Raw genomic sequence first — 19593 nt, 5'->3', positions numbered from 1 at the left:
CGTCACTTCCTCTGTAATAAGGTGGCTGCGCGCCGGCGCACCAGCGCCAGCATCAGATCGATGGTGGGGGTGGGATTGCCGGTCAGGCGGCCCAGTTCGGCAATCACGCCGGTGATCTGTTCGATCTCCATCGGCCGGCCGGCTTCCAGGTCTTGCAGCATCGACGGCTTGTGCATGCCGATCTGCGCCGATTCCTCGATGCGGGTATCCACATCCACCGGGAAATTGATGCCCAGCGCATGGCCCACCGCCTGGGCTTCCAGCATCATGCTGCGCGCCAATGCGCGGGTGCCGGCATCGCCGGCCATCTCGGCCAGGGTGGAATGGGTCAGCACGGCAATCGGGCTGAAGCTGAGATTGCCCCAAAGTTTGTGCCAGATATCCTGGCGGATATTGGGCCGCAGCGGTGCTTGCACGCCGGCAGCGCGCAAGGCGGCGGCCAATTTTTCGATGCGGCCGGTATTGCTGCCATCCGGCTCGCCCAGGCTGACGCTGTTGCCGTTGCCGCGCCGGATCAGGCCGGGCTGCGGCACACTGGCCGGCAGCCATAACACGCCGCCGATGGCGCGCTCCGGCGGCAGATCGCGCCAGATATTGCCCTGCGGGTCGCAGCTTGCCAGGCGGTGTCCGGCCAGTGGCCCGGCATGGCCATGGAAATACCAGTAGGGGATGCCGTTCATCGCCGTCACCCAGGCGGTTTCAGGGCCGATCAGCGGCTTCAGGCGCGGCGCCAGTTCGGGCAGCGCCGGCGCCTTCACGGTGATGAACAGCATGTCCTGCGGCCCCAATGCCGCCGGATCGTCGCTGGCGCGCGGCCGCACGGTGAAGCTGGCTTCCTTGCTTTCGATACGCAGTCCATCCGCCTGGATCGCCGCCAGATGCGCGCCGCGCGCCAGCAGGCTCACGTCCAGATCGGCGCCGCCGGCCTGGGCCTGGGCCAGCATGCCGCCGATATAACCGCCGATGGCGCCGGCGCCGATAATGGCAATTTTCATGGCTGCTGCATTCCGTCTGCCTGGCCCGTCTGGTTAGGCCGATGCGTCTGCATCCAGGTCTGCAAGCGCTCGCGCTGCGCCGCGCTCATGTTGAGGCCGCATTTGGTGCGGCGCCATAGCACGTCATCGGCATCCACCGCCCATTCGCGCCGCATCAGCCAATCCACTTCGGCGGCATAAAGTCCGGCGCCGAAAAATTCCCCCAGATCGGCTGTGCTGGTGGCCTGGCCTAGAATGGCATCGCAATGGCCGCCATGGCGCCGCGCCAGCTGGCGCAGCCAGGCGGCATCGAAGCCGGGATGGCGGCGCGTCAGATCAGCCAGGAAAGCCTCAAAATCACCGATCTCGCCGCCCGGCAGGGCCTTGCCGGCGGTCCAGGCGCCGCGCATCTGCGGATAAAACGGCTTCAGCTTGTCTACAGCATGTTCCGACAGGCGGCGGTAGGTGGTCAGCTTACCGCCATAGACCGAGAGCAACGGCGCCACGTCGCTTTCCAGGTCGAGCACATAATCGCGGGTGATCGCGGAAGGATCATTTTCGCCATCATCGTAAAGCGGTCGCACGCCGGCATAGCTCCACACGATATCCGCGCGCTCAACCGGCTTGGCGAAATACTCGCTGGCGGCTTCCAGCAGATAGCTGGTTTCGGCTTCGCTGATTGCCGGCGGGCCATCCAGCTTGTCGAGTGCCACATCGGTGGTGCCGATCAGCGTGTAATCATGCTCATAGGGAATAGCAAACAGCACGCGGCCATCGGCATTCTGGAAAATGTAGCAGTGTTCACCCTCAAACAGCTTGCGGGTGACGATATGGCTGCCCTTGATCAGCCGCACGCTGTTTTTCGGCTGGCGGCCGAAGCCGCTTACCAGCAGGTCACGCACCCAGGGGCCGGCAGCATTGACGATGCCGCGTGCCTTAACGTCGCGGCTGGCGCCGCTGTGCTGATCCACCAGCGTGGCATGCCAGAAGCCGTTTTCGCGCCGCGCCGCAGTCACGGCGGTGCGCACATGGATCTCGGCGCCCAGTTCGCGCGCGCTCATGGCGTTCAGCACCACCAGGCGGGCATCGTCCACCCAGCCATCGGAATATTCAAAGCCGCGCTTGAAATGCGGCTTCAGCGGTGCGCCGCGCGGGTCGCCCGTCAGCGCCAGGCCGATCGAGCCGGGCAGGCTGACCCGGCTGGCAAGGTGATCATAGAGGAACAGGCCGATGCGGATCATCCAGGCCGGGCGCAGGCCGGGATGGTGCGGCAGCACAAAGCGCAAAGGCCAGATGATATGTGGCGCCAGGCGCAGCAATACTTCTCGCTCGCCCAGGGCTTCGCGCACCAGGCGGAATTCATATTGCTCCAGGTAGCGCAGGCCACCATGGATCAGTTTGGTGGCGGCTTGCGAGGTGGCGCCGGCAAGGTCGCCGCGCTCGGCAAGGATAACGCTGAGGCCACGGCCGGCGGCGTCCCGGGCGATGCCGGTGCCGTTCACGCCGCCGCCGATGACCAACAGGTCGGCAGGCTGCTGCTGCATGGGGAGAAAAACCACTCGGATTCAGTAAAACGCGAGGCTGACTTATACGGTCAGGCTCAACCGCTGCGCAAGGTCGATATCCAGAATGCCGCGCCCGCTGCGCGCCTTGTAGGCCAGGCTGGCGGCATTGCGGGTTTCGCGATCCGGCGCGGTTTCCTCGGTTTGGGCCAGATTCTGGGCATGAAAGGTGTTCAGCCCCTTGGCCTCGCGCCAGGCGCGGCGGCGCTCCAGATGGGTTGGTATCTCGATCCCGGCCGGCACCTCGCCGGGTTTGCCGCTATCGGTGCGGCGCCGCGCCAGCATTGCGCTGGCATCGGCGGCCGCCTCGCGGGTCTGCATTTGCGCCGGGGCCTGGTTTTGTGGCTGGGCATCGCCGGCAAGCTGGCTGGCGGCAAAATCCAGCTTCGGCCCGGCAGCGCGGCGTTCGCCGCCCTGGCGCTCATTTACCCGCGCATACCGACCGTTATCGGTTGCCTCGGGGCGCACCGGGGGAGGGGTGATGATGATGCCAGGAATGCCGCTCACGGGGGAGAGTCATGACTCAAGATCGCTTAACAGCCGGTTAAGACCGGATCAGGCGCAGAGTGGCGTTAAGCTGCACCACTTCCACCGGCTCAACCCGGCCCTTGACGTGGAAATGCCCGGTTGGCGCCGGTGTTGGATCCAGGCCGATCTGCGGCGCCGCCAGGGCCACGGTGATGCCGCTGGCCAGCACTTCGTAATCATCGGTATCGGTCATGTAGTCGCGTCCAAGCTGCTCCAGGCGCTGGGCGATATTCACCGTATCGCCCACCACGGTGTAGTTCATGCGGCTCGGTGCGCCGATATTGCCCACCACCACCGGGCCTGAATGCAGGCCGATGCGGATACGCAAAACCGGCAGGTCCAGCATGCGGCGCCGCGCATTGTCGGCTGCCAACGCGCGACACATGGCGGCGACGGCGCGCAATGCATGGCCGGCATGGTCCTCGTCGCGTTTGATCGCGCCCCACACCGCCATCACCGAATCGCCAATGAATTTGTCGATCACGCCGCCTTCGGCCTCGATATGGCCGGCCAGCAGGGCAAAATGCTGGTTCAGCATATCGGCCACTTCGGGCGCAGTGAGGGTTTCCGAGATCGAGGTGAAGCCGACAATATCGGTGAACAGCACGGTCACATCGCGCTGTTTCGACATGTTCACCGCATCCTCGCCCTCGCGCAGCAGGCGGCTGACCAGTTTGCGCGGCACATAATTGCCGAACCAGCTCAGCGCGGCGGTGGCGGCATTCACCGCCTGGGCGGCATCGTCCAATTCGCGCAGGCGCAGGCGGTCGAGCGGCGGGCCGTCAAATTCCAGCCGTTGCAGCCGGCCGGCCGCAGCCGCCAGCTGGCGGATCGGCTGGCCGATGACACGGCCCAGCCGCCAGGCGATCAGCAAGGCCAGCAGCAGGCCGATGGCGCCGATAGCGGCAGCAAATTGCAGCCGTTCCACTTCGGTCTCGATATCGTCAAACGGGAAATAGCGCCCAACCAGCCAGGGCCGTTCGCCATAGCCTTCCAGCCGCTGGTAGAGGAAAATCCAGCGCCGCCCCTCGGCTTCCACCACATGGCTGCCGCCATCGCGGCCAACGGCGCGGGCCAATTGGCTGTCGCGCCGGCCCGACCAGATTTTGGTCAGCACCGGATCGTGGATTTCCTCCAGGAAGGGCAGCGGCTTTTCCGCCGAGAGATAATATTCGTGGCTCGACAGGGTGGGGTGCGCCAGCACGTAATTATCATCATAGAGGATGAAATTCATGCTGTGGCCATCGATGCTGTCGGCTTCCAGCACACGCGACAGTGAACCGAGCGAAACCAGCGCCGCCATGCCGCCAACAAAGCGGTCGCCGATGGTGAGCGGGGCGCGCAGGTTGATCAGCGGCTGGCGCAAAGCCGGCTCCCAGATCAGGTCGCCCCATTGCAGCACACGCAGGCTCTGGCCGCGGCTTTGCAACTCGCGTATCAGATCGGCGGCGGCGCGCAGCCGGCCCTGGGCATTGGGATAATTGGTCAGGCTGTCATACAGCACATACACGCTGCCGGCGGTGCGCACCGCCCGCGTGGCGCTCAAATCCTGCCGCACCACGCCCACAGCATCGATCTGCGGCACACCGTCCAGAATCGCCGACAGGTAATCGCCCAGCCGCTGGGTGTCGTCGAGGCTGACGCGGCCGGCCTCGATACGATCCCGCAAACCCTCCAGATGCTGGCGCACCGGCTCCAGTTTCGAGCGGATGCGGTCGGTCACCTGATCGATCAGGCGCTGGTTGCGGTCGCGCAGCAATTCCACCGTGTTGATGCGGCCCGACAGCATGGCAGTGCCATAGGCCAGGCCGGCCAGCAGCATCAGCAGGCCAAAGCCAAGCACCAGCGCCTGGGCGATGCTCAGGCGCCATCCTGGTAATAGGATTCGGGGCATTTAGCCGGTACGCCTCACGGCTTGAGGCGGGCCAGCGCCTCAACCTGGCGCCGCAATTCTTCAAGCTGGCGCTGCAAAGCGTCGGTATCGGCCGGTGTCGGCCCGCTTGGCTGCGCGCTGCTGCTGGCGGGCGGCGCGGTCGGTGTCATGCCCGGCATGCCTGGCGGCGGCTCGGGCAGGGTACCGAAGGGATTGAACATAGTCATGGCGCGCTGGAACATCGAGATATTCTGCCGGCCCATTTCTTCCAGGCTGCGAAACGGAAACATTTCGCCGAAGGCTTCGGCCATGTATTGCCGCATATGTTCCTGATTGCGCTGGAAGGAGGCCATCGAGACATCAAGATAGCTCGGCACCAGCGATTGCAGGCTGTCGCCATAGAATGAAATCAGCCGGCGCAGGAAGCCGATCGGCAGCAGATTCTGCCCGGTCTTGCTCTCTTCCTCAAAGATGATCTGGGTCAGCACCGAGCGGGTGATGTCCTCGCCGGTCTTGGCATCCTCAACCACAAAATCCTGGCCGTCCTTCACCATCTGGCAGAGGTTTTCCAGCGTCACATAAGATGAAGTCGCCGTGTTGTAGAGCCGGCGATTGGCGTATTTCTTGATCTTGATAGCCGGGCCGGTGCCGGAGGCACCATTCTGATTCTCGCTGGTCGCCACGTTGCGTTGCTCCGCTTTTATCCGCCCTGGAACTCATATATCACTCGCAATCGCTGTGCAGTGCAAGGGTTACGATGCAATGCGGAAAAGCTGGCGCAGGCGGGCTGGTCGGATATACTCTCTGCATGGATGACAAAGCCGATGCCAATGCGCTTGCCAAACGTTTCCTTGATCTGTGGCAGGAACAGGCCAGCCTCATCGCCACCGACCCTAAACTGGCCGAACTTTCCGGCTCGTGGATGGCGATGTGGCATAAGCTGGGCCAGGTAGGTCCGCATGCCGGTGCCGCCGCAGCCACAGCAGGAAGCGCAGCCGGAACCACACCCGGAACCGCAGCCGGAATGGCGGCCGGGGCCGCGCCCGCTGCCGCTGCATCTGGCCACGGCCAATCTGATCTTGCTGACCTCGCTCGCCGCCTGGCCGAGTGCGAAACACGGCTTGCCGCCCTGGAATCCCGCGCAAAACCCGCTGCACGACGCACTGCGCGCAAGCCTCGCAAACCTGCCGCCTGAGGCTTTCTCCACCGCACTTGTCGAGGAAGCCGCTGCCCGCCTGAGCCGTTTTGCGCTCGGCATTGGCGCCTATCGCGATCACCCCTATCGCCGCGATGTCGCCGCCGAGCCTGCGCCGCTCTGGCAGGAAGGCAGCACAAGGCTGCTGGATTATGCGCCGGATAGTTCTCGGCCGGTGCTGCTGCTGGCGCCTTCGCTGGTCAACCGACATTACGTGCTTGATCTGGCCCCGGGCCAGAGCCTGGTGCGTTATCTGGCGCAGCGTGGCCTGCGGCCTTTGCTGCTGGATTGGGGCGCACCCGGCGAAGCGGAATTGGCGTTTGATCTTACAGCTTATATTGCACGGCTGGGCCGCGCCCTGGGCGTGGCGCGCCAGGCCAATGGCGGCAGGCCGCTGCCGCTTTTGGGCTATTGCATGGGCGGCAACCTGGCGCTGGCGGCGGCGTTGCGCGGCCAGGCCGATGTGTCGGCCCTGGCGTTGCTGGCCACGCCATGGGATTTCCATGCCGGCGGCATGCATCAGGCTGAACTGGTACGCCATCTGGCGCCGCAACTGGTGCCGCCGTTGCCGCAGCCCGGCGCTGCGCCGGAACCGATGGCGGTGGATGTGCTGCAAGGCTTCTTCTGGGCGCTCGATCCGCTCACGGCGCTGAAAAAATTCACCTCCTTCACCAGCATCGCGCCGGATAGCGCAGCGGCGCAGCGTTTTGTGGCGATGGAAGACTGGCTGAACGATGGCATCCCGCTGGCCAATGCCGTGGCGCGCGAATGCCTGCAAGGCTGGTATGGCGCCAATAGCCCGGTGCGCGGCGAGTGGCTGGTGGGCGGCCAGGCCGTGTTGCCCGGGTTATGGCGTAAGCCGGCCCTGGTGGTGCTGCCGGAACGCGACAAGCTGGTGCCCAAGCCGGGCGCCGAGGCGCTGTTCCATGCCCTGCCAGGGGCCTGGCGCCATGATGCGCCCAGCGGCCATATCGGCATGGTGGTTGGGCCTCGCGCCGAGGCCGGGCTATGGCAGCCGCTGGCGGAATGGCTGGAGGGGCCGGGTGGGCTTGCACCCTAAAGTCTAACGCCTGCAAACGAACTGGCACCGGCCAGACCCTTGCCGCGCGATGCCGTCCCCCGGTATCGTTCGCACAAGCAACACAACCCAAAGACGGATCAGGAGGATTCCCATGACCGATATCGTCATCGCAGCCGCCGCGCGCACGCCGGTCGGCTCTTTCAACGGCACGCTCAGCGGGGTGCCGGCGCATTATCTGGGCCAGGTGGCGATTGATGGCGCGCTGAAGCGGGCCGGCGTGGCTCCGGCCGATGTGTCGGAAGTGATCATGGGCCAGATCCTCACCGCCGCGCAGGGCCAGAACCCGGCGCGCCAGGCGTCGATCAATGCCGGCCTGCCCAATGAAGTGCCGGCCTGGAATGTGAACATGCTGTGCGGCTCGGGCCTGCGCGCCGTGGCGCTGGGTTTCCAGGCGATCAAGAATGGCGACAGCAAGGTGGTGGTGGCTGGTGGCCAGGAGAGCATGAGCCAGGCGCCGCATGCCGCCTATCTCCGCGCCGGCCACAAGATGGGCGACCTGGGTTTCATCGACACCATGATCCGTGATGGCCTGTGGGATGCCTTCAATGGCTACCATATGGGCCAGACCGCCGAGAATGTGGCGATGCAGTTCCAGATCACCCGCGAGCAGCAGGATGAATTTGCGGTCAAGAGCCAGAACAAGGCCGAGGCGGCGCAGAAAGCCGGCAAGTTCAAGGACGAGATCGTGCCGGTGACGATCAAGGGCCGCAAGGGCGACACCATCGTGGATCAGGACGAATATATCCGCCACGGTGCCACCATCGAGGCGATGAAGGGGCTGCGCCCGGCTTTTGCCAAGGATGGCTCGGTGACCGCAGCCAATGCCTCGGGCATCAACGACGGCGCCGCGGCCGTGGTGCTGATGAGCGCCGAGGAAGCGGCGCAGCGCGGCATCAAGCCGCTGGCCCGCATCGTCAGTTGGGCGCAGTCGGGCGTTGATCCGAAGATCATGGGCACCGGGCCGATTCCGGCCAGCCGCGCCGCGCTGGCAAAGGCCGGCTGGAGCACCAGCGATCTTGATCTGGTGGAAGCCAACGAGGCTTTTGCCGCCCAGGCCTGCGCCGTCAACAAGGAATTGGGCTGGGATACCGACAAGGTGAATGTGAATGGCGGCGCCATCGCCATCGGCCACCCGATTGGCGCCTCGGGCGCCCGGGTGCTGGTGACCCTGCTGTATGAGATGCAGCGACGCGATGCCAAGAAGGGGCTGGCAACCCTGTGCATCGGTGGCGGCATGGGCATCGCCATGTGCGTGGCCCGCGATTAAAAAACACCCGACGGCGCCGGCCACAACCGGCGCCGTTTTCTTATCTGCGACACATAAAAAAACCGAGGAGGCTCATCATGTCGCGCGTAGCAATCGTCACCGGCGGAACCCGAGGCATCGGCGGCGCCATTTCCAAGCTGCTGCATCAATCCGGCTACAAGGTTGCGGCGAATTATGCCGGCAACGAAGAGAAGGCGCGTGCCTTCGAGGCCGAGACCGGGATCAAGGCCTATAAGTGGAGCGTGGCCGACTATAACGCCTGTGTTGAAGGCGTGAAGAAGGTGGAGCGTGAGCTTGGCCCGGTGGATATCGTCGTCAACAATGCCGGCATCACCCGCGACGGCACCATGCACCGCATGACCCCGCCGCAATGGCAGGAAGTGATCGACACCAATCTGGGCGGCTGCTTCAACATGTGCCGCGCCACTATCGACGGCATGCGCGAGCGCGGCTTTGGCCGCATCGTCAATATCGGCTCGATCAACGGCCAGGCCGGCCAGTATGGCCAGGTCAATTATGCCGCCGCCAAATCGGGCATCCATGGCTTCACCAAGGCATTGGCCCAGGAAGGTGCAGCGCGCGGCATCACCGTGAACGCCATCGCACCGGGTTATATCGACACTGAAATGGTGGCGGCGGTGCCGGCCAATGTGCTGGAAAAGATCGTTGCCAAAATCCCGGTTGGCCGCCTCGGCCGCGCCGAGGAAATTGCCCGTGGCGTGTTGTTCCTGGTGGCCGACGAGGGCGGCTTTGTCACCGGCTCGACGCTCAGCATCAATGGCGGCCAGCATATGTATTGAGCCGGGTGCTGCATTGCCGGAGAAACAGAAGCCCGCCAGCGATGGCGGGCTTTTTTGTGTCAGGCCGCCTGCACCCAGATATAATATTGCGCCTCGGCTGCCGACCAGTTGGCCGACCAGCGCACCGGGTATTCCCGGCCGTCAACATGGCGGATGGCGGCGGGCTGCATCTTGTCGGCTTGCATTGCCTGGCCCTGGCTGGCGGTCTGCAATTGCTCGACAACGGCCGATTGCTGTTCGGCGGCAAACAGGCTGGCAAAGGGGCGGCCCAGCATCTGCTCGCGATCCAGGCCCCAGAGCTGGCGGCAATTCGGTGTCACTTCGGTAAGCCGGCCGGCGGCATCCACCAGCAGCGGCACGTCGGGTGAGAGTTCGATCAGGCGGCGGCTGCGCGCCTCGCTTTCGGTCAGCCGTTCGGCCAGCGCGGTGATGCGGCTATTGGCTTCGATCAGGGCTGCCGCTGCGGCATTTTCGGCAGCGAAACGCTCGCGGAACGAGGCCACGCCGCCCACCAGCAGCACGGCGGAAAGCTGTGCCACGGTCCAGCTGAACAGGGCGCCGGTGAGCGGATCATCCGGGCTGCCACGCAGCAGGCCATAGGCCACAAGGAGAGCCGTGACCAGCGCGGCCAGCAGCCAGGTCAGCCACAGCCCATTGCGGCGCGTGTTGATGATGAAGCTGAACAGATAGAGCGGCACCAGCCAGCCGAGATAGACCAGGATATTGTCCGGGCTGGCAGCGAAAAACAGCGCGTTGGCGATATTGCCGACAACATAGAGCGCCAGCCACAAAGTGAGCGCCGGGGCGATGCCGGCCAGCCATTCGTCGCCGCGCCAGGCAAGCAGGCCAAGCAGCACAAAGCCGGTCAGCAGCATGGGCGGGATGCTGTACCATTCAAAGGGCGAGAGCAGGCCGGCCGGCCCGGCCACGCCAAGGCCATAGAGGCTGCCCAGGGTCATCAACACACACACGCCGATCATGCTGCGCCGCGCCAATTGGCGCTGGGCAGTTTCGGCAGTGGCTGGCATGCTGTTCTGTTTTGCGGCCATGGTGCCGCTTTCGGCCTGGGGTTAGGGTTTCTTCTCTGCCGTGCGCAGATCGTCGCCCGGCAGATCTCCGGCGCTATCATAGGCGCGATAGAGCGGCCAGTCACCCGTGACGGTGGCCGCCAGGCTATCCTGCGGCTGGCCGATGCGAGCGCGGTAAATCCAGTGATTGGTCAGCACACGCTGCACAAATAATCTGGTTTCACCAAGTGGTATGGTTTCGATGAACAGCAGCGGGTCGGCTTCGCGGCCCTCGCGCAGCCAGCGTTGCAGATTGCCCGGGCCGGCATTATAGGCTGCGGCCAGATAGAACAGGTTGCCCCGGATCATCGGCATTTCCAGCAGATGCTGCAAATAGCGCTGGCCCAGTTCGATATTGTATTCCGGCGCCAGCAAGCGATGGCGGCTTTTCTTATGGCGCAGCGAATTGTCGCCCGCCATATAGCCGGCGGTGCGTGGCATCAGCTGCATCAGGCCGGCAGCACCGGCGCTGGAAGAGGCGCGCGGGTTGAAGGCGCTTTCCTGGCGCATGAAGGCAAAGATCAGGGCGCGGTCAACCGCGAAGCCGCCTTCCGGCTCCCAGGGCGGCAGCGGATACATCGCATTGTCGTAGGCGTCGCCCTTCACGCTGCGCCAGGCCAGGCCGATGCGCATGGCCGAAGCCGGGGTTTGCAGCCGGCCGGCCAGGCCGAGCAAGGCAAAGGCAAGCGGATCGCTGGCTTGCGAAAACAGCCGGGCGATTTCACGGTCGGCACGCACCGCCTCGCCAACTTCCGACAGCGCAAGGGCGCGGCGCACCGAGGGCAATTGCTGCAATTTGGCGCTATCAGTCGGCTCCAGCGGCGCCGGCGCCCAGGAGAACGGCATTTCCTGGCCAAGTTGGCTCAGCGCCAGCAGGCCATAGAAGGTGCGTTCCTGGGTGGCCGCCACATGCAGCAGGCGGAAGGCTTCCGCCGGCTGACGCAGCCGCAGCATGACACGGGCGCCCCACCAAGCCCCGGCAGCCTTGTCCCAGTTCGAGGCGGTTTGTGAAAAAGCCAGGTTTTCAAAATGATGCGCGGCATTGTCGAGCCGGCCCAGGCGCCAGGCGGCGATGCCGGCCACCCAATCAGCTTCCGGCACGCGGCTGCGCGAACGTTGCGCCGCCGGCCCGGCCAGGGCCAGGGCCTTTTCGTCTTCGCCATCCAGGAACCAGCTCCAGGCAACGCGGCGGCGCCAATCGTCGAATTCCGAGGCTGAAAGCCTGGAACGGATTTCCGGCTTGTTGATCAGCGCTTCGGCCAGCGCCACCTTGTCCTTACGCAGCAATTGCCCCAGTTCGGCCTCAGCCTTGGCGATCAGTTTAACCGCGGCGGGGTCGCGCTCCTTGGGCAGCGGGCGAGAGCGGGTGGTAGCCACACTGCCGGGATCGTTGGGGAATTCGCCGGTATGCACGCCGGTGGGGCTGGGCGGCGCCTTGTCCTTGCGCGCTTTTTTCTTCAGCGCCAGACGATACACTTCCTCGGCGCCGGGATGATCGCGGTAATCGCGCATCCACTGGCTCAGTTCGGCATAGGAGGCATTATAGCCGTTGGGATGTGTGTAGCGCTGATGCAGCGCATGGCCGTGCAGCAGCGGTTGCTTCACCTGCTTCAAAAGCTTGTCGGCTTCCTGGAAGCGCAGCTCGGCCTGGGCTTCAAAAATCCGCCCGTAAAGCTCGGTATCCTGCGCTGACAGGATGACAGGCAAATCCGAAGGCTGCGCCTGACTGGCAGGCGCAACGGCGAGCTGGAATGCGATAGCAAGCAAAACGGCGCCTAGGCTCCGGCGCAGCATGCCGCGCAAGCCTTCCCCCGTCTGCTGCGGCCGCCGGATCGTTTCGGGTCGGGCAAGGCTTGGCATGACCCAGACCGGATACCGCAATACACGCTAGTGGGCAAGCATATATTGAGCAACTTATGCGGGTGATGCCAAATGCCGGGGTAATAGCCAGACAATCAGCGCGCCCAGGCCGCAGGTGGCGGCGCTGACAAAGATCGGCACGCTGTAGCTGCCGGTGCGGTCGAAGGCGAAGCCGGCCAGGGTGGGGCCGAGCAGGGTGGAGAAGGCCACGCTGGTATAGAGCGCGCCGATCAGGGCGCTGGCGGCGCGGGCGCCGAACAGGTCCACCGTGATTGCCGGGGCCAGAGCGACGAAGCCGCCATAACACAACCCGAAACCGAGGGCGAAACCGCCCAGGGCAATAAAACCCTGGGCAAACGGCCAATAGGCCAGCATCAGGCCGGAACCCAGCATGGCGGCGGCAAAGGCCGGGCCGCGCCCCAGCCGGTCGGCCACGCCGCCAAGCAGGAAACGCCCGGCCATCGAGCCGATGCCGATCAATCCCACCAGCCACACCCCCTGTTCGCGCCCCAAACCCTGATCCTGGGCGAAGGCGGCCAGATGCACAAAGGGCACAAACGTGCCGATGCAGTTCAGCGCACAGGCCAGATACAGCAGCCAGAAAACCCGATGCCGCAAAGCCTGGCGCAGGGTGAAGCCGCTAAGCGCGGTGCTGCCTGCCGCTGTTTTGCTCGACGCCGTGGCGCCATCGGGCCGCAGCCCCATCGCCGCCGGATCGGCACGCAAGGCCAGCACAGCCAGCAGGCCAAGCAGGCCGAAGCCGATGCCAAGCCAGAAATAGGTCTGCCGCCAGGACAGGCTGTCGATCAGCCAGGCGGCAAAGGGCGGCATCACCACGGTGCCCAGGCCGATGCCCATCACCGCCAGGCCGGAAGCCTGGCCACGTTTCTGGATGAACCAATGCTGCACCGTGCCGATGGCCGGCACATAAGAAAAGCCGATGCCCACGCCCATGCCGATGCTGTAGGCCAGCAGCACCGTGCCCAGGCTGTTGGCGAAGCTGGCGGCGATCATGCCACCGGCAACACAGGCCAGGCCAAAGCCGATCACCGGGCGCGGCCCGAGCCGGTCGGCCAGTGGGCCGCTGACTGCGCCCAGGACAAAATACAGAAACGCGGCCAGCGAGAAGACCAGCGACACGGTGGCGCGGTCGGCGCCGAATTCGCTGCGCAGCGGCTCGAAAAACGCCGGAAAGGTATAGGCGGCGCCGAAGCCGGTGAACATCACCGCAAAAGCGGCGGCCACCACGATCCAGCCATAAAAGAGGCGGCTCACGCGCCCAGTTCTTCCAGTTTCAGCGCCAGGCTGAGCATGTCGCGCCAGGCTTCGCGCTTCAGGCCGGGCTGGCGCAGCAGATAGGCCGGGTGCAGCATCGGCAGGGCCGGGATTTCCAGCCCGTCGCGGGTATAAACCAGCCATTTGCCGCGCAGCTTGGTGATGCCCTGGCTGGTGCCGAGCAGGGTGGCGGCGGCATGGCGCCCGACCAGGCCGATGACGCGCGGCCGCACCAGGGCGATATGGCGCTCAACAAACGGCCGGCAGGCGATGATTTCCTCCGGCGAAGGATCGCGGTTGCCCGGTGGGCGCCAGAAGATCACGTTGGAGATATAGGCATTCTGCTCGTCGCGGCCGATGGCGGCCAGCATGCGGTCCAGCAACTGGCCACTCTGGCCGACAAAGGGGAAACCCTGGGCATCCTCGTCGCGGCCCGGCGCTTCGCCGATCAGCATCAGCGGCGCCGCCGGGTTGCCGCGCGCAAAGACCGTGTTGGTGGCCGTGGCCTTGAGCGCGCAGCCCTCAAAGGCGGCAACGGCGGCCCTGAGCTGCGCCACATCGTCGCAGGCGCGTGCGGCACGGCTGGCGGCGGTTTCGGCGGCCTGGGCCGAAAGCAAAGCCGGCGAGGCTGGTTGACGCAGCGGCGGCGGTGCGTTGGCAGCCGAACCGGGCGGCAGGCGCTGTGGCGGATTTTGCGCGGCTGGCCGTGTTGCCGGCGCGGCGGGCGCCGCCATGCTGGGGCGGGCTGGCGGTGCTTCGGTGCGATCAACCGGCATATCGCCGATACATTCATCCGCCCCGGCCTCGACATAGAACCGCAGGAGCGCCCCGGCACTCAATATTTCATCGGGGCTTTCCCGGCCTAATTCGTTGGCATACATAGCTTATGTCCGCGCCCGGCGCCGTTGGCTTGCCGGCCATAGTCTGGTAAGCAGGGGCCTATAGTCAAGCAATGCAGCGGCGCCAGCAGCGCCAGATAGACCAGCGATAGGTGCGGGGATGGAACGCGAAACGATGGAATATGATGTGGTGGTGGTGGGCGCCGGCCCGTCCGGCTTGTCCGCCGCCATCCGCCTGAAGCAGCTTGCCGCCGAGCAGGATCATGACATTTCGGTCTGCGTGATCGAAAAAGGTTCCGAAGTCGGCGCGCATATTCTCTCCGGCGCTGTGGTCGACCCGATCGGCCTCAACGAACTGATTCCGGATTGGAAGGAAAAGGGCGCACCGCTCAATACGCCGGTGACCGAGGATCGTTTCCTCATCCTCACCGAAGCGAACCATATCCACGTGCCGAATTTCATGCTGCCGCCGCTGATGAATAATCACGGCAACTACATCGTCTCGTTGGGCAATGTGTGCCGCTGGCTGGCAACTCAGGCGGAAGAACTGGGCGTGGAAATCTTCCCCGGCTTCGCTGCTGCCGAAGTGCTGTATGGCGACAAGGGCGAAGTGGTGGGCGTGGCCACCGGCGATATGGGCATTGGCCGCGATGGCGAGCACAAGGGCAGCTATACGCCGGGCGTGGAACTGCGCGCCAAATACACCCTGATCGCCGAAGGTGTGCGCGGCTCGCTGGCCAAGATGCTGATGCAGAAATTCAATCTGCGCGATGGTGTCGACCCGCAGAAATTCGGCATCGGCATCAAGGAGCTGTGGCAGGTTGATCCGGCCAAGCACAAACCCGGCCTGGTGGTGCATACCCAGGGCTGGCCGCTGGATAATGCCACTGCCGGCGGCAGCTTCATGTATCACCTGGAAGATAATCAGGTGGCCGTGGGCTTTGTGGTCAACCTGAATTACGAGAATCCCTATCTTTCGCCGTTTGACGAATTCCAGCGTTTCAAGACGCATCCCTCCGTGCGGGAGTTTTTTGAGGGCGGCAAGCGGATCGCCTATGGCGCTCGCGCCATCAACGAAGGTGGCCTGCAATCGATCCCGAAGTTGACCTTCCCGGGCGGCGCGCTGATCGGCTGTTCGGCCGGCTTCGTCAATGTGCCGCGCATCAAGGGCAGCCATAATGCGGTGAAGAGCGGCATGCTGGCGGCCGAGGCGGCGTTTGAAGCATTGAAGAATGGCAGCCAGGGCGGCGACGAACTGGCGGCCTATCCGGAAGCCGTGCGCGAAAGCTGGATCTGGAAAGACCTGTGGAAGGTGCGCAATGTCAAGCCGGCGCTGAAATACGGCATGTGGCTCGGCACTGCCATCGGCGGCCTGCATATGTGGCTCAACGATATCGGCCTCGGCTTTCTGGTGGGCTGGACCACGCGCCATGGCAAGGCCGATCACGAAACGCTGAAGCCGGCCAAGGAATGCAAGCCGATCAATTATCCGAAACCGGATGGCAAGATCAGCTTCGACAAGCTGTCGTCGGTTTTCCTGTCCAGCACCAATCACGAGGAAGATCAGCCGATCCATTTGCGGCTGGCCGATCCGAGCATCCCGATTGCGCGCAATCTCCCGGTCTATGATGAGCCGGCGCAGCGCTATTGCCCGGCGGGCGTGTATGAGGTGTTGCGGGAGGCGGATGGCAGCAATCCGCGTTTCCAGATCAACGCGCAAAATTGTGTTCACTGCAAGACTTGCGACATCAAAGATCCGGCCCAGAATATCAATTGGACCGTGCCGGAAGGTGGCGGCGGTCCGAACTATCCCAATATGTGAGGCAGCATTCATGCATCCGGCCAACATCCAGGCTCCATTCCGCGCCGCTCATGCCGCCCTGATCGGCAAGGGCGGTGGCTTGGCCAGGGTGCTGGTTACGGCGGCGCTGGCGCCCCTGCTGCTGGCCGGCTGCACGATGCGCACATCGGCCCCGGTGCCGGCGCCGGCAGCAGAGCCGCATGTGGTGCATGCGCCTACGGCCACGCTCGACTCGCCCTATGGTCATTTCCTGGCCGCGCGTCATGCCCGGCTGAGTTTTGATCACGCCTCGGCCGCAAATTTTTATCTGCGCGCGCTGAATGAAGAACCGCGCAGCGGCATGCTCACCCAGGGCGCCTTCCTCTCGCTGCTGGCAGATGGCCGTGTGCCGCAGGCACTGGAACTGGCCGGCATCCTGCGGGATGGCAATCCCGGCGATCATGTGGCCCGCATCGCGGTTGCCACCGGGGCGATGCTGCGGCGGGATTACGATGCCGCTTTGCAGCTGGTGGCCGAAGGGCCGACCAGCGGCATTCACTCCGCCTTCAATCCGCTGATTGCTGCCTGGGCCTATGCCGGCAAGGGCGAGGCTGACCGCGCCCTGGAAGCGCTGGGCAAGCTCGACCGCAACCCGCTTTTTGGCGGTGTGCACGATCATCTTAAGCCGCTGCTGCTGGAAGCGCTGGGCCGTGACAGCGCGGCCGACGCGGAATATCGCGCGGCAATGGCCAAGGGCGAGCGCGTTGGCATCCGGCAGGTGGATGCCTATAGCCGCTTCCTGCAACGCCGCGGCCGGGTTGACGAGGCGCGGGCCCTGGTGGCACAGCATCAGAAGCAGAATCCGGAAAACAGCACGTTGCAAATGGCCGCCTTGCGGCTGAAGCAGGCCAATGCCAGCGGCGTGGCGCCGCTGGTTGGCAATGCCAATGAAGGTTTTGCCGAAAGCCTGCTGGCTGCCGCCACCGCCTTTGGCCGCAATGATGGCGGCGAATTGACCGAACTGCATCTCCAGCTTGCGCTGGCTTTGCGGCCCGATCTGGATGATGCGCGGGTTTCGCTGGCCGATATCTATGAGAGCCGCAAGCAATGGGAGCGCGCCATCAAGGCCTATGGTGAGGTGCGGCCCGATGGTGCTTTCGCCGATACCGCCAAGCTGCGTATCGCCTGGTGTGTCAATGAAAGCGGCGACCATGACGAAGCCGTGCGGCTGCTGCGCCGCATGGCGCGCGAACGCAAGGATGATGCGCGGCCGCTCCTGACCCTGGCCGACCTGTATCGCCAGATGGAGAAATGGACCGACGCGGTGCGCGAATACAACGCTGCAATCGAGCGTCTGCCAGCGCTGGAAAACCGCCACTGGATTGTGCTGTTCGGCCGCGGCATCGCGCTGGAACGCTCGAAGCAGTGGGACAAGGCCGAAGTTGACATGCTGAAAGCGCTGGAATTCCAGCCCGATCAGCCGATGGTGCTGAATTATCTCGGCTATACCTGGGTTGACATGAACCGCAATGTTGACCGTGCCACCGACATGATCAAGCGCGCCGTGGCGTTGCGGCCGAATGATGGCGCCATCGTCGATTCACTTGGCTGGGCCTATTACCGTCTCGGTCGTTACGAGGAAGCTGTGACGCAGCTTGAACGCGCGGTGGAATTGAAGGGCGGCGATGCGGTGATCACCGATCATCTGGGCGATGCCTATTGGAAGGTTGGCCGCCGCGCCGAGGCGCAGTTCCAGTGGCGCCGCGCCCTCGGCCTCAAGCCGGAAGCCGAGCTTGAGCAGAAGGTACGGCAGAAGCTCGAAGTGGGCCTCGATCCGGTGGCACAGAAGTGAATGGGCGGCATTACGCTCAGGCCCGGCCATTTGCTCCGTCGTCTTGCGCGGGCTTGACCCGCGCATCTCGTTACCCTCGATGGGCAGACCCCCGGGTCAAGCCCGGGGGTGACGACGGGGTTTTGTGATGGCTGGCAGCAATCGCGCCGAGCGGCTCGCGCCGGCCAAGATCAACCTTTTCCTGCATGTCACGCATAAGCGGCCCAATGGCTACCACGAGCTGGAAAGCCTGGTGGTGTTTGCGCGCGATCCGGCGGCGTCTGATACGCTGGCCGTTGCCCCGGATACGCAGTTAGCCCTCGATATCGACGGACCATTTGGCGACGGCCTGGCGGCTGAGCCTGACAATCTGGTGCTGCGTGCCGCCCGCTTGCTGGCTGCCGACCGACCGCTGGGCGCCCGGCTGAGCTTGCGCAAGAATCTGCCGTTGGCTTCCGGCATTGGCGGCGGCTCGGCTGATGCGGCGGCGGCCCTGCGGCTGCTGAACCAGTTTTGGCAGCTTGGGCATGATGACGATGCCTTGGCGCGGCTTGGCCTGGCGCTCGGCGCCGATCTGCCGGTCTGCCTGCTGGGGCAGCCGGCGCAGATGCGCGGCATCGGCGAAATCCTGCTGCCGCTGGCAAGCAGCCTGGGGCCTTTGCCGCCGGCCTGGCTGGTGCTGGTCAATCCCGGCGTTGCTTTGCCGACCCGCGATGTGTTTGCCGCGCTGAACGGCGCCACCAGCCCGGCTGATCCGTGGCCGCGCTGCCCGGGCAGTGCAGCCGATCTGGCCATTCTGCTGCGCCAGCGTCGCAACGATCTGGAAGCACCGGCGCGTTTCCTGGCCCCGGCAATCGATCCGGTTCTGGCGGCGCTCAAGGCGCAGAGCGGCTGCCTGCTGGCGCGGCTATCCGGCTCGGGCGCCACCTGCTTCGGCCTGTTTGCCGAGGCCAGGCTGGCCGAGCATGCGGCGCGTGCCTTGGGCCGCGCGCATCCTGGCTGGTGGGTGGCGGCAACGGCAATCTGAGCCGAAGCAAAATATTTCAGAGCGGCGTGAAAGTGATCGTCACTTTTTCCACATTGGGGTGCGAAGCCGCGGCCTGTTGCGGAAAGTGATATACCGTGGCGCCAAGCAGGAAGCGCACCACGCCCCGATCATCGGCCAACGGCATGGCAATGCGTTCGCCTTCGCCGCTGCCGCCCATCCGCTCAAATACCAGGCCGATATTATGCATCACGCTGCCATCGCGGCAGACCTGGCGGTAGCGCTCGCGCACCACGGTGGCAATCTCAGGCGGAAACACTTCGGCCAGCTTGGCGCCCTGGCGTGTGGTTTGCAGCATGGTGCGGATTTCCTCACCCGCCAGGCGGATATAAAAATCGTCATCCGCCGCAACTTATTCATACAGGAACACATTGCTGAGCAATTTGGGGAAATCCATCGGTGCGATGCGGCTGCGCAGCGGCACCCGGGCGCCATCGCGCCGTGCCAGATAATAAGCCAGCAGGTCGCGCAGCAGGCCATCCTTCACATGGGCAAAGGCGGCCATATCGGGCAGGGGGAGCGGGCTGGCGGGGATACTGGTGGGGCTGGTCACGGTGTGCGGCAATCTCTCGATGATTGTCGCAAATCCTAGTTGCAGCCCTGGCCAAAGGCAAAC

The 19593-nt window shown here is 64.6% G+C and carries 18 protein-coding genes; 6 read left to right on the top strand and 12 right to left on the bottom strand.

Annotated elements, in window-relative coordinates:
* Positions 1-2 precede the first annotated feature (2 nt).
* Genes KBB36_RS06525 through KBB36_RS06500 form a run of 6 tightly spaced genes read right to left on the bottom strand, consistent with a single transcriptional unit; the run spans position 3 to position 5898 of the window.
* Entirely contained in the window at positions 3-995 is a 993-nt protein-coding gene (locus tag KBB36_RS06525) for a 2-dehydropantoate 2-reductase (RefSeq protein WP_290978159.1), read from the bottom strand.
* Positions 992-2518: a glycerol-3-phosphate dehydrogenase gene (gene glpD / locus KBB36_RS06520; protein ID WP_290978158.1), complete on the bottom strand. Its 1527-nt coding sequence runs from the start codon at positions 2516-2518 to the stop codon at positions 992-994. The genes KBB36_RS06525 and glpD overlap by 4 nt, the downstream gene beginning before the upstream one ends.
* A gap of 42 nt (positions 2519-2560) precedes the next feature.
* Positions 2561-3043 (bottom strand): hypothetical protein, encoded by a 483-nt coding sequence (locus tag KBB36_RS06515; protein WP_290978157.1) that lies wholly within the window; start codon positions 3041-3043, stop codon positions 2561-2563.
* 37 nt (positions 3044-3080) lie between these two features.
* The gene (locus KBB36_RS06510) at positions 3081-4958 is read right to left on the bottom strand and encodes an adenylate/guanylate cyclase domain-containing protein (RefSeq protein WP_290978156.1); all 1878 of its coding nucleotides are present in this window, start codon (positions 4956-4958) and stop codon (positions 3081-3083) included.
* A gap of 14 nt (positions 4959-4972) precedes the next feature.
* A complete protein-coding gene (gene phaR / locus KBB36_RS06505; protein WP_290978155.1) occupies positions 4973-5620 on the bottom strand; it encodes a polyhydroxyalkanoate synthesis repressor PhaR in 648 nt (215 codons plus the stop codon).
* A 17-nt stretch (positions 5621-5637) separates the two neighbouring features.
* Positions 5638-5898 (bottom strand): hypothetical protein, encoded by a 261-nt coding sequence (locus tag KBB36_RS06500; protein ID WP_290978154.1) that lies wholly within the window; start codon positions 5896-5898, stop codon positions 5638-5640.
* Between KBB36_RS06500 and KBB36_RS06495 the strand changes: the two genes are divergently transcribed.
* The 3 genes from KBB36_RS06495 to phbB all read left to right on the top strand — a co-directional run bounded on the left by KBB36_RS06495 (position 5897) and on the right by phbB (position 9280).
* A complete protein-coding gene (locus tag KBB36_RS06495; protein WP_290978153.1) occupies positions 5897-7192 on the top strand; it encodes an alpha/beta fold hydrolase in 1296 nt (431 codons plus the stop codon). The two genes, KBB36_RS06500 and KBB36_RS06495, sit on opposite strands and share 2 nt — an antisense overlap.
* A gap of 112 nt (positions 7193-7304) precedes the next feature.
* Entirely contained in the window at positions 7305-8480 is a 1176-nt protein-coding gene (locus tag KBB36_RS06490) for an acetyl-CoA C-acetyltransferase (RefSeq protein WP_290978152.1), read from the top strand.
* Positions 8481-8557: 77 nt separating this feature from the next.
* A complete protein-coding gene (gene phbB / locus KBB36_RS06485) occupies positions 8558-9280 on the top strand; it encodes an acetoacetyl-CoA reductase (protein ID WP_290978151.1) in 723 nt (240 codons plus the stop codon).
* Positions 9281-9339: 59 nt separating this feature from the next.
* Here phbB and KBB36_RS06480 read toward each other — a convergent pair whose 3' ends face one another.
* From KBB36_RS06480 to KBB36_RS06465, 4 genes are all read right to left on the bottom strand, one after another.
* Positions 9340-10308, bottom strand: a complete 969-nt coding sequence (locus KBB36_RS06480; protein WP_290978150.1) for a PAS domain S-box protein — start codon at positions 10306-10308, stop codon at positions 9340-9342.
* Between the two features lie 42 nt (positions 10309-10350).
* The gene (locus KBB36_RS06475; protein WP_290978149.1) at positions 10351-12141 is read right to left on the bottom strand and encodes a lytic transglycosylase domain-containing protein; all 1791 of its coding nucleotides are present in this window, start codon (positions 12139-12141) and stop codon (positions 10351-10353) included.
* A gap of 120 nt (positions 12142-12261) precedes the next feature.
* Complete coding sequence (locus KBB36_RS06470) at positions 12262-13482, bottom strand: MFS transporter (RefSeq protein WP_290978148.1); 1221 nt, start codon at positions 13480-13482, stop codon at positions 12262-12264.
* Positions 13479-14363, bottom strand: a complete 885-nt coding sequence (locus KBB36_RS06465; RefSeq protein ID WP_290978147.1) for a uracil-DNA glycosylase — start codon at positions 14361-14363, stop codon at positions 13479-13481. The genes KBB36_RS06470 and KBB36_RS06465 overlap by 4 nt, the downstream gene beginning before the upstream one ends.
* Positions 14364-14481: 118 nt before the next feature.
* Between KBB36_RS06465 and KBB36_RS06460 the strand changes: the two genes are divergently transcribed.
* The 3 genes from KBB36_RS06460 (at position 14482) to KBB36_RS06450 (ending at position 18959) form a co-directional block, all read left to right on the top strand.
* Positions 14482-16143 carry an electron transfer flavoprotein-ubiquinone oxidoreductase gene (locus tag KBB36_RS06460; RefSeq protein ID WP_290978146.1) on the top strand — a complete coding sequence of 554 codons (1662 nt, stop codon included), beginning with the start codon at positions 14482-14484 and terminating at the stop codon, positions 16141-16143.
* A 10-nt stretch (positions 16144-16153) separates the two neighbouring features.
* Entirely contained in the window at positions 16154-17953 is a 1800-nt protein-coding gene (locus KBB36_RS06455; RefSeq protein ID WP_290978145.1) for a tetratricopeptide repeat protein, read from the top strand.
* Between the two features lie 127 nt (positions 17954-18080).
* Positions 18081-18959, top strand: a complete 879-nt coding sequence (locus KBB36_RS06450) for a 4-(cytidine 5'-diphospho)-2-C-methyl-D-erythritol kinase (RefSeq protein ID WP_290978144.1) — start codon at positions 18081-18083, stop codon at positions 18957-18959.
* A gap of 16 nt (positions 18960-18975) precedes the next feature.
* On the opposite strand, the gene KBB36_RS06445 is transcribed toward KBB36_RS06450, so the two are convergent.
* Together KBB36_RS06445 and KBB36_RS06440 are read right to left on the bottom strand one after the other, a co-directional pair.
* On the bottom strand, positions 18976-19275 hold the full coding sequence (locus KBB36_RS06445) for a hypothetical protein (protein WP_290978143.1): 300 nt from the start codon (positions 19273-19275) through the stop codon (positions 18976-18978).
* Positions 19276-19329: 54 nt separating this feature from the next.
* A complete protein-coding gene (locus KBB36_RS06440; protein ID WP_290978142.1) occupies positions 19330-19530 on the bottom strand; it encodes a PAS domain-containing protein in 201 nt (66 codons plus the stop codon).
* Positions 19531-19593: the final 63 nt, after the last annotated feature.

The organism is Ferrovibrio sp., from assembly GCF_017994015.1.
Classification (GTDB): Bacteria; Pseudomonadota; Alphaproteobacteria; order Ferrovibrionales; family Ferrovibrionaceae; genus Ferrovibrio.
The sequence above is the reverse complement of the archived record's forward strand: the minus strand, read 5'-3'. Positions and strand labels throughout refer to the sequence as shown.

Bases quoted from the DNA above. Each gene is read 5' to 3' on its own strand.
- KBB36_RS06525 (WP_290978159.1), bottom strand. From the start codon at position 995: ATGAAAATTGCCATTATCGGCGCCGGCGCCATCGGCGGTTATATCGGC.
- glpD (WP_290978158.1), bottom strand. From the start codon at position 2,518: ATGCAGCAGCAGCCTGCCGACCTGTTGGTCATCGGCGGCGGCGTGAAC.
- KBB36_RS06510 (WP_290978156.1), bottom strand. From the start codon at position 4,958: ATGCCCCGAATCCTATTACCAGGATGGCGCCTGAGCATCGCCCAGGCG.
- KBB36_RS06495 (WP_290978153.1), top strand. From the start codon at position 5,897: ATGCCGGTGCCGCCGCAGCCACAGCAGGAAGCGCAGCCGGAACCACAC.
- KBB36_RS06500 (WP_290978154.1), bottom strand. From the start codon at position 5,898: ATGCGGACCTACCTGGCCCAGCTTATGCCACATCGCCATCCACGAGCC.
- KBB36_RS06490 (WP_290978152.1), top strand. From the start codon at position 7,305: ATGACCGATATCGTCATCGCAGCCGCCGCGCGCACGCCGGTCGGCTCT.
- phbB (WP_290978151.1), top strand. From the start codon at position 8,558: ATGTCGCGCGTAGCAATCGTCACCGGCGGAACCCGAGGCATCGGCGGC.
- KBB36_RS06480 (WP_290978150.1), bottom strand. From the start codon at position 10,308: ATGCCAGCCACTGCCGAAACTGCCCAGCGCCAATTGGCGCGGCGCAGC.
- KBB36_RS06475 (WP_290978149.1), bottom strand. From the start codon at position 12,141: ATGCTGCGCCGGAGCCTAGGCGCCGTTTTGCTTGCTATCGCATTCCAG.
- KBB36_RS06465 (WP_290978147.1), bottom strand. From the start codon at position 14,363: ATGTATGCCAACGAATTAGGCCGGGAAAGCCCCGATGAAATATTGAGT.
- KBB36_RS06460 (WP_290978146.1), top strand. From the start codon at position 14,482: ATGGAACGCGAAACGATGGAATATGATGTGGTGGTGGTGGGCGCCGGC.
- KBB36_RS06455 (WP_290978145.1), top strand. From the start codon at position 16,154: ATGCATCCGGCCAACATCCAGGCTCCATTCCGCGCCGCTCATGCCGCC.
- KBB36_RS06450 (WP_290978144.1), top strand. From the start codon at position 18,081: ATGGCTGGCAGCAATCGCGCCGAGCGGCTCGCGCCGGCCAAGATCAAC.
- KBB36_RS06445 (WP_290978143.1), bottom strand. From the start codon at position 19,275: ATGCTGCAAACCACACGCCAGGGCGCCAAGCTGGCCGAAGTGTTTCCG.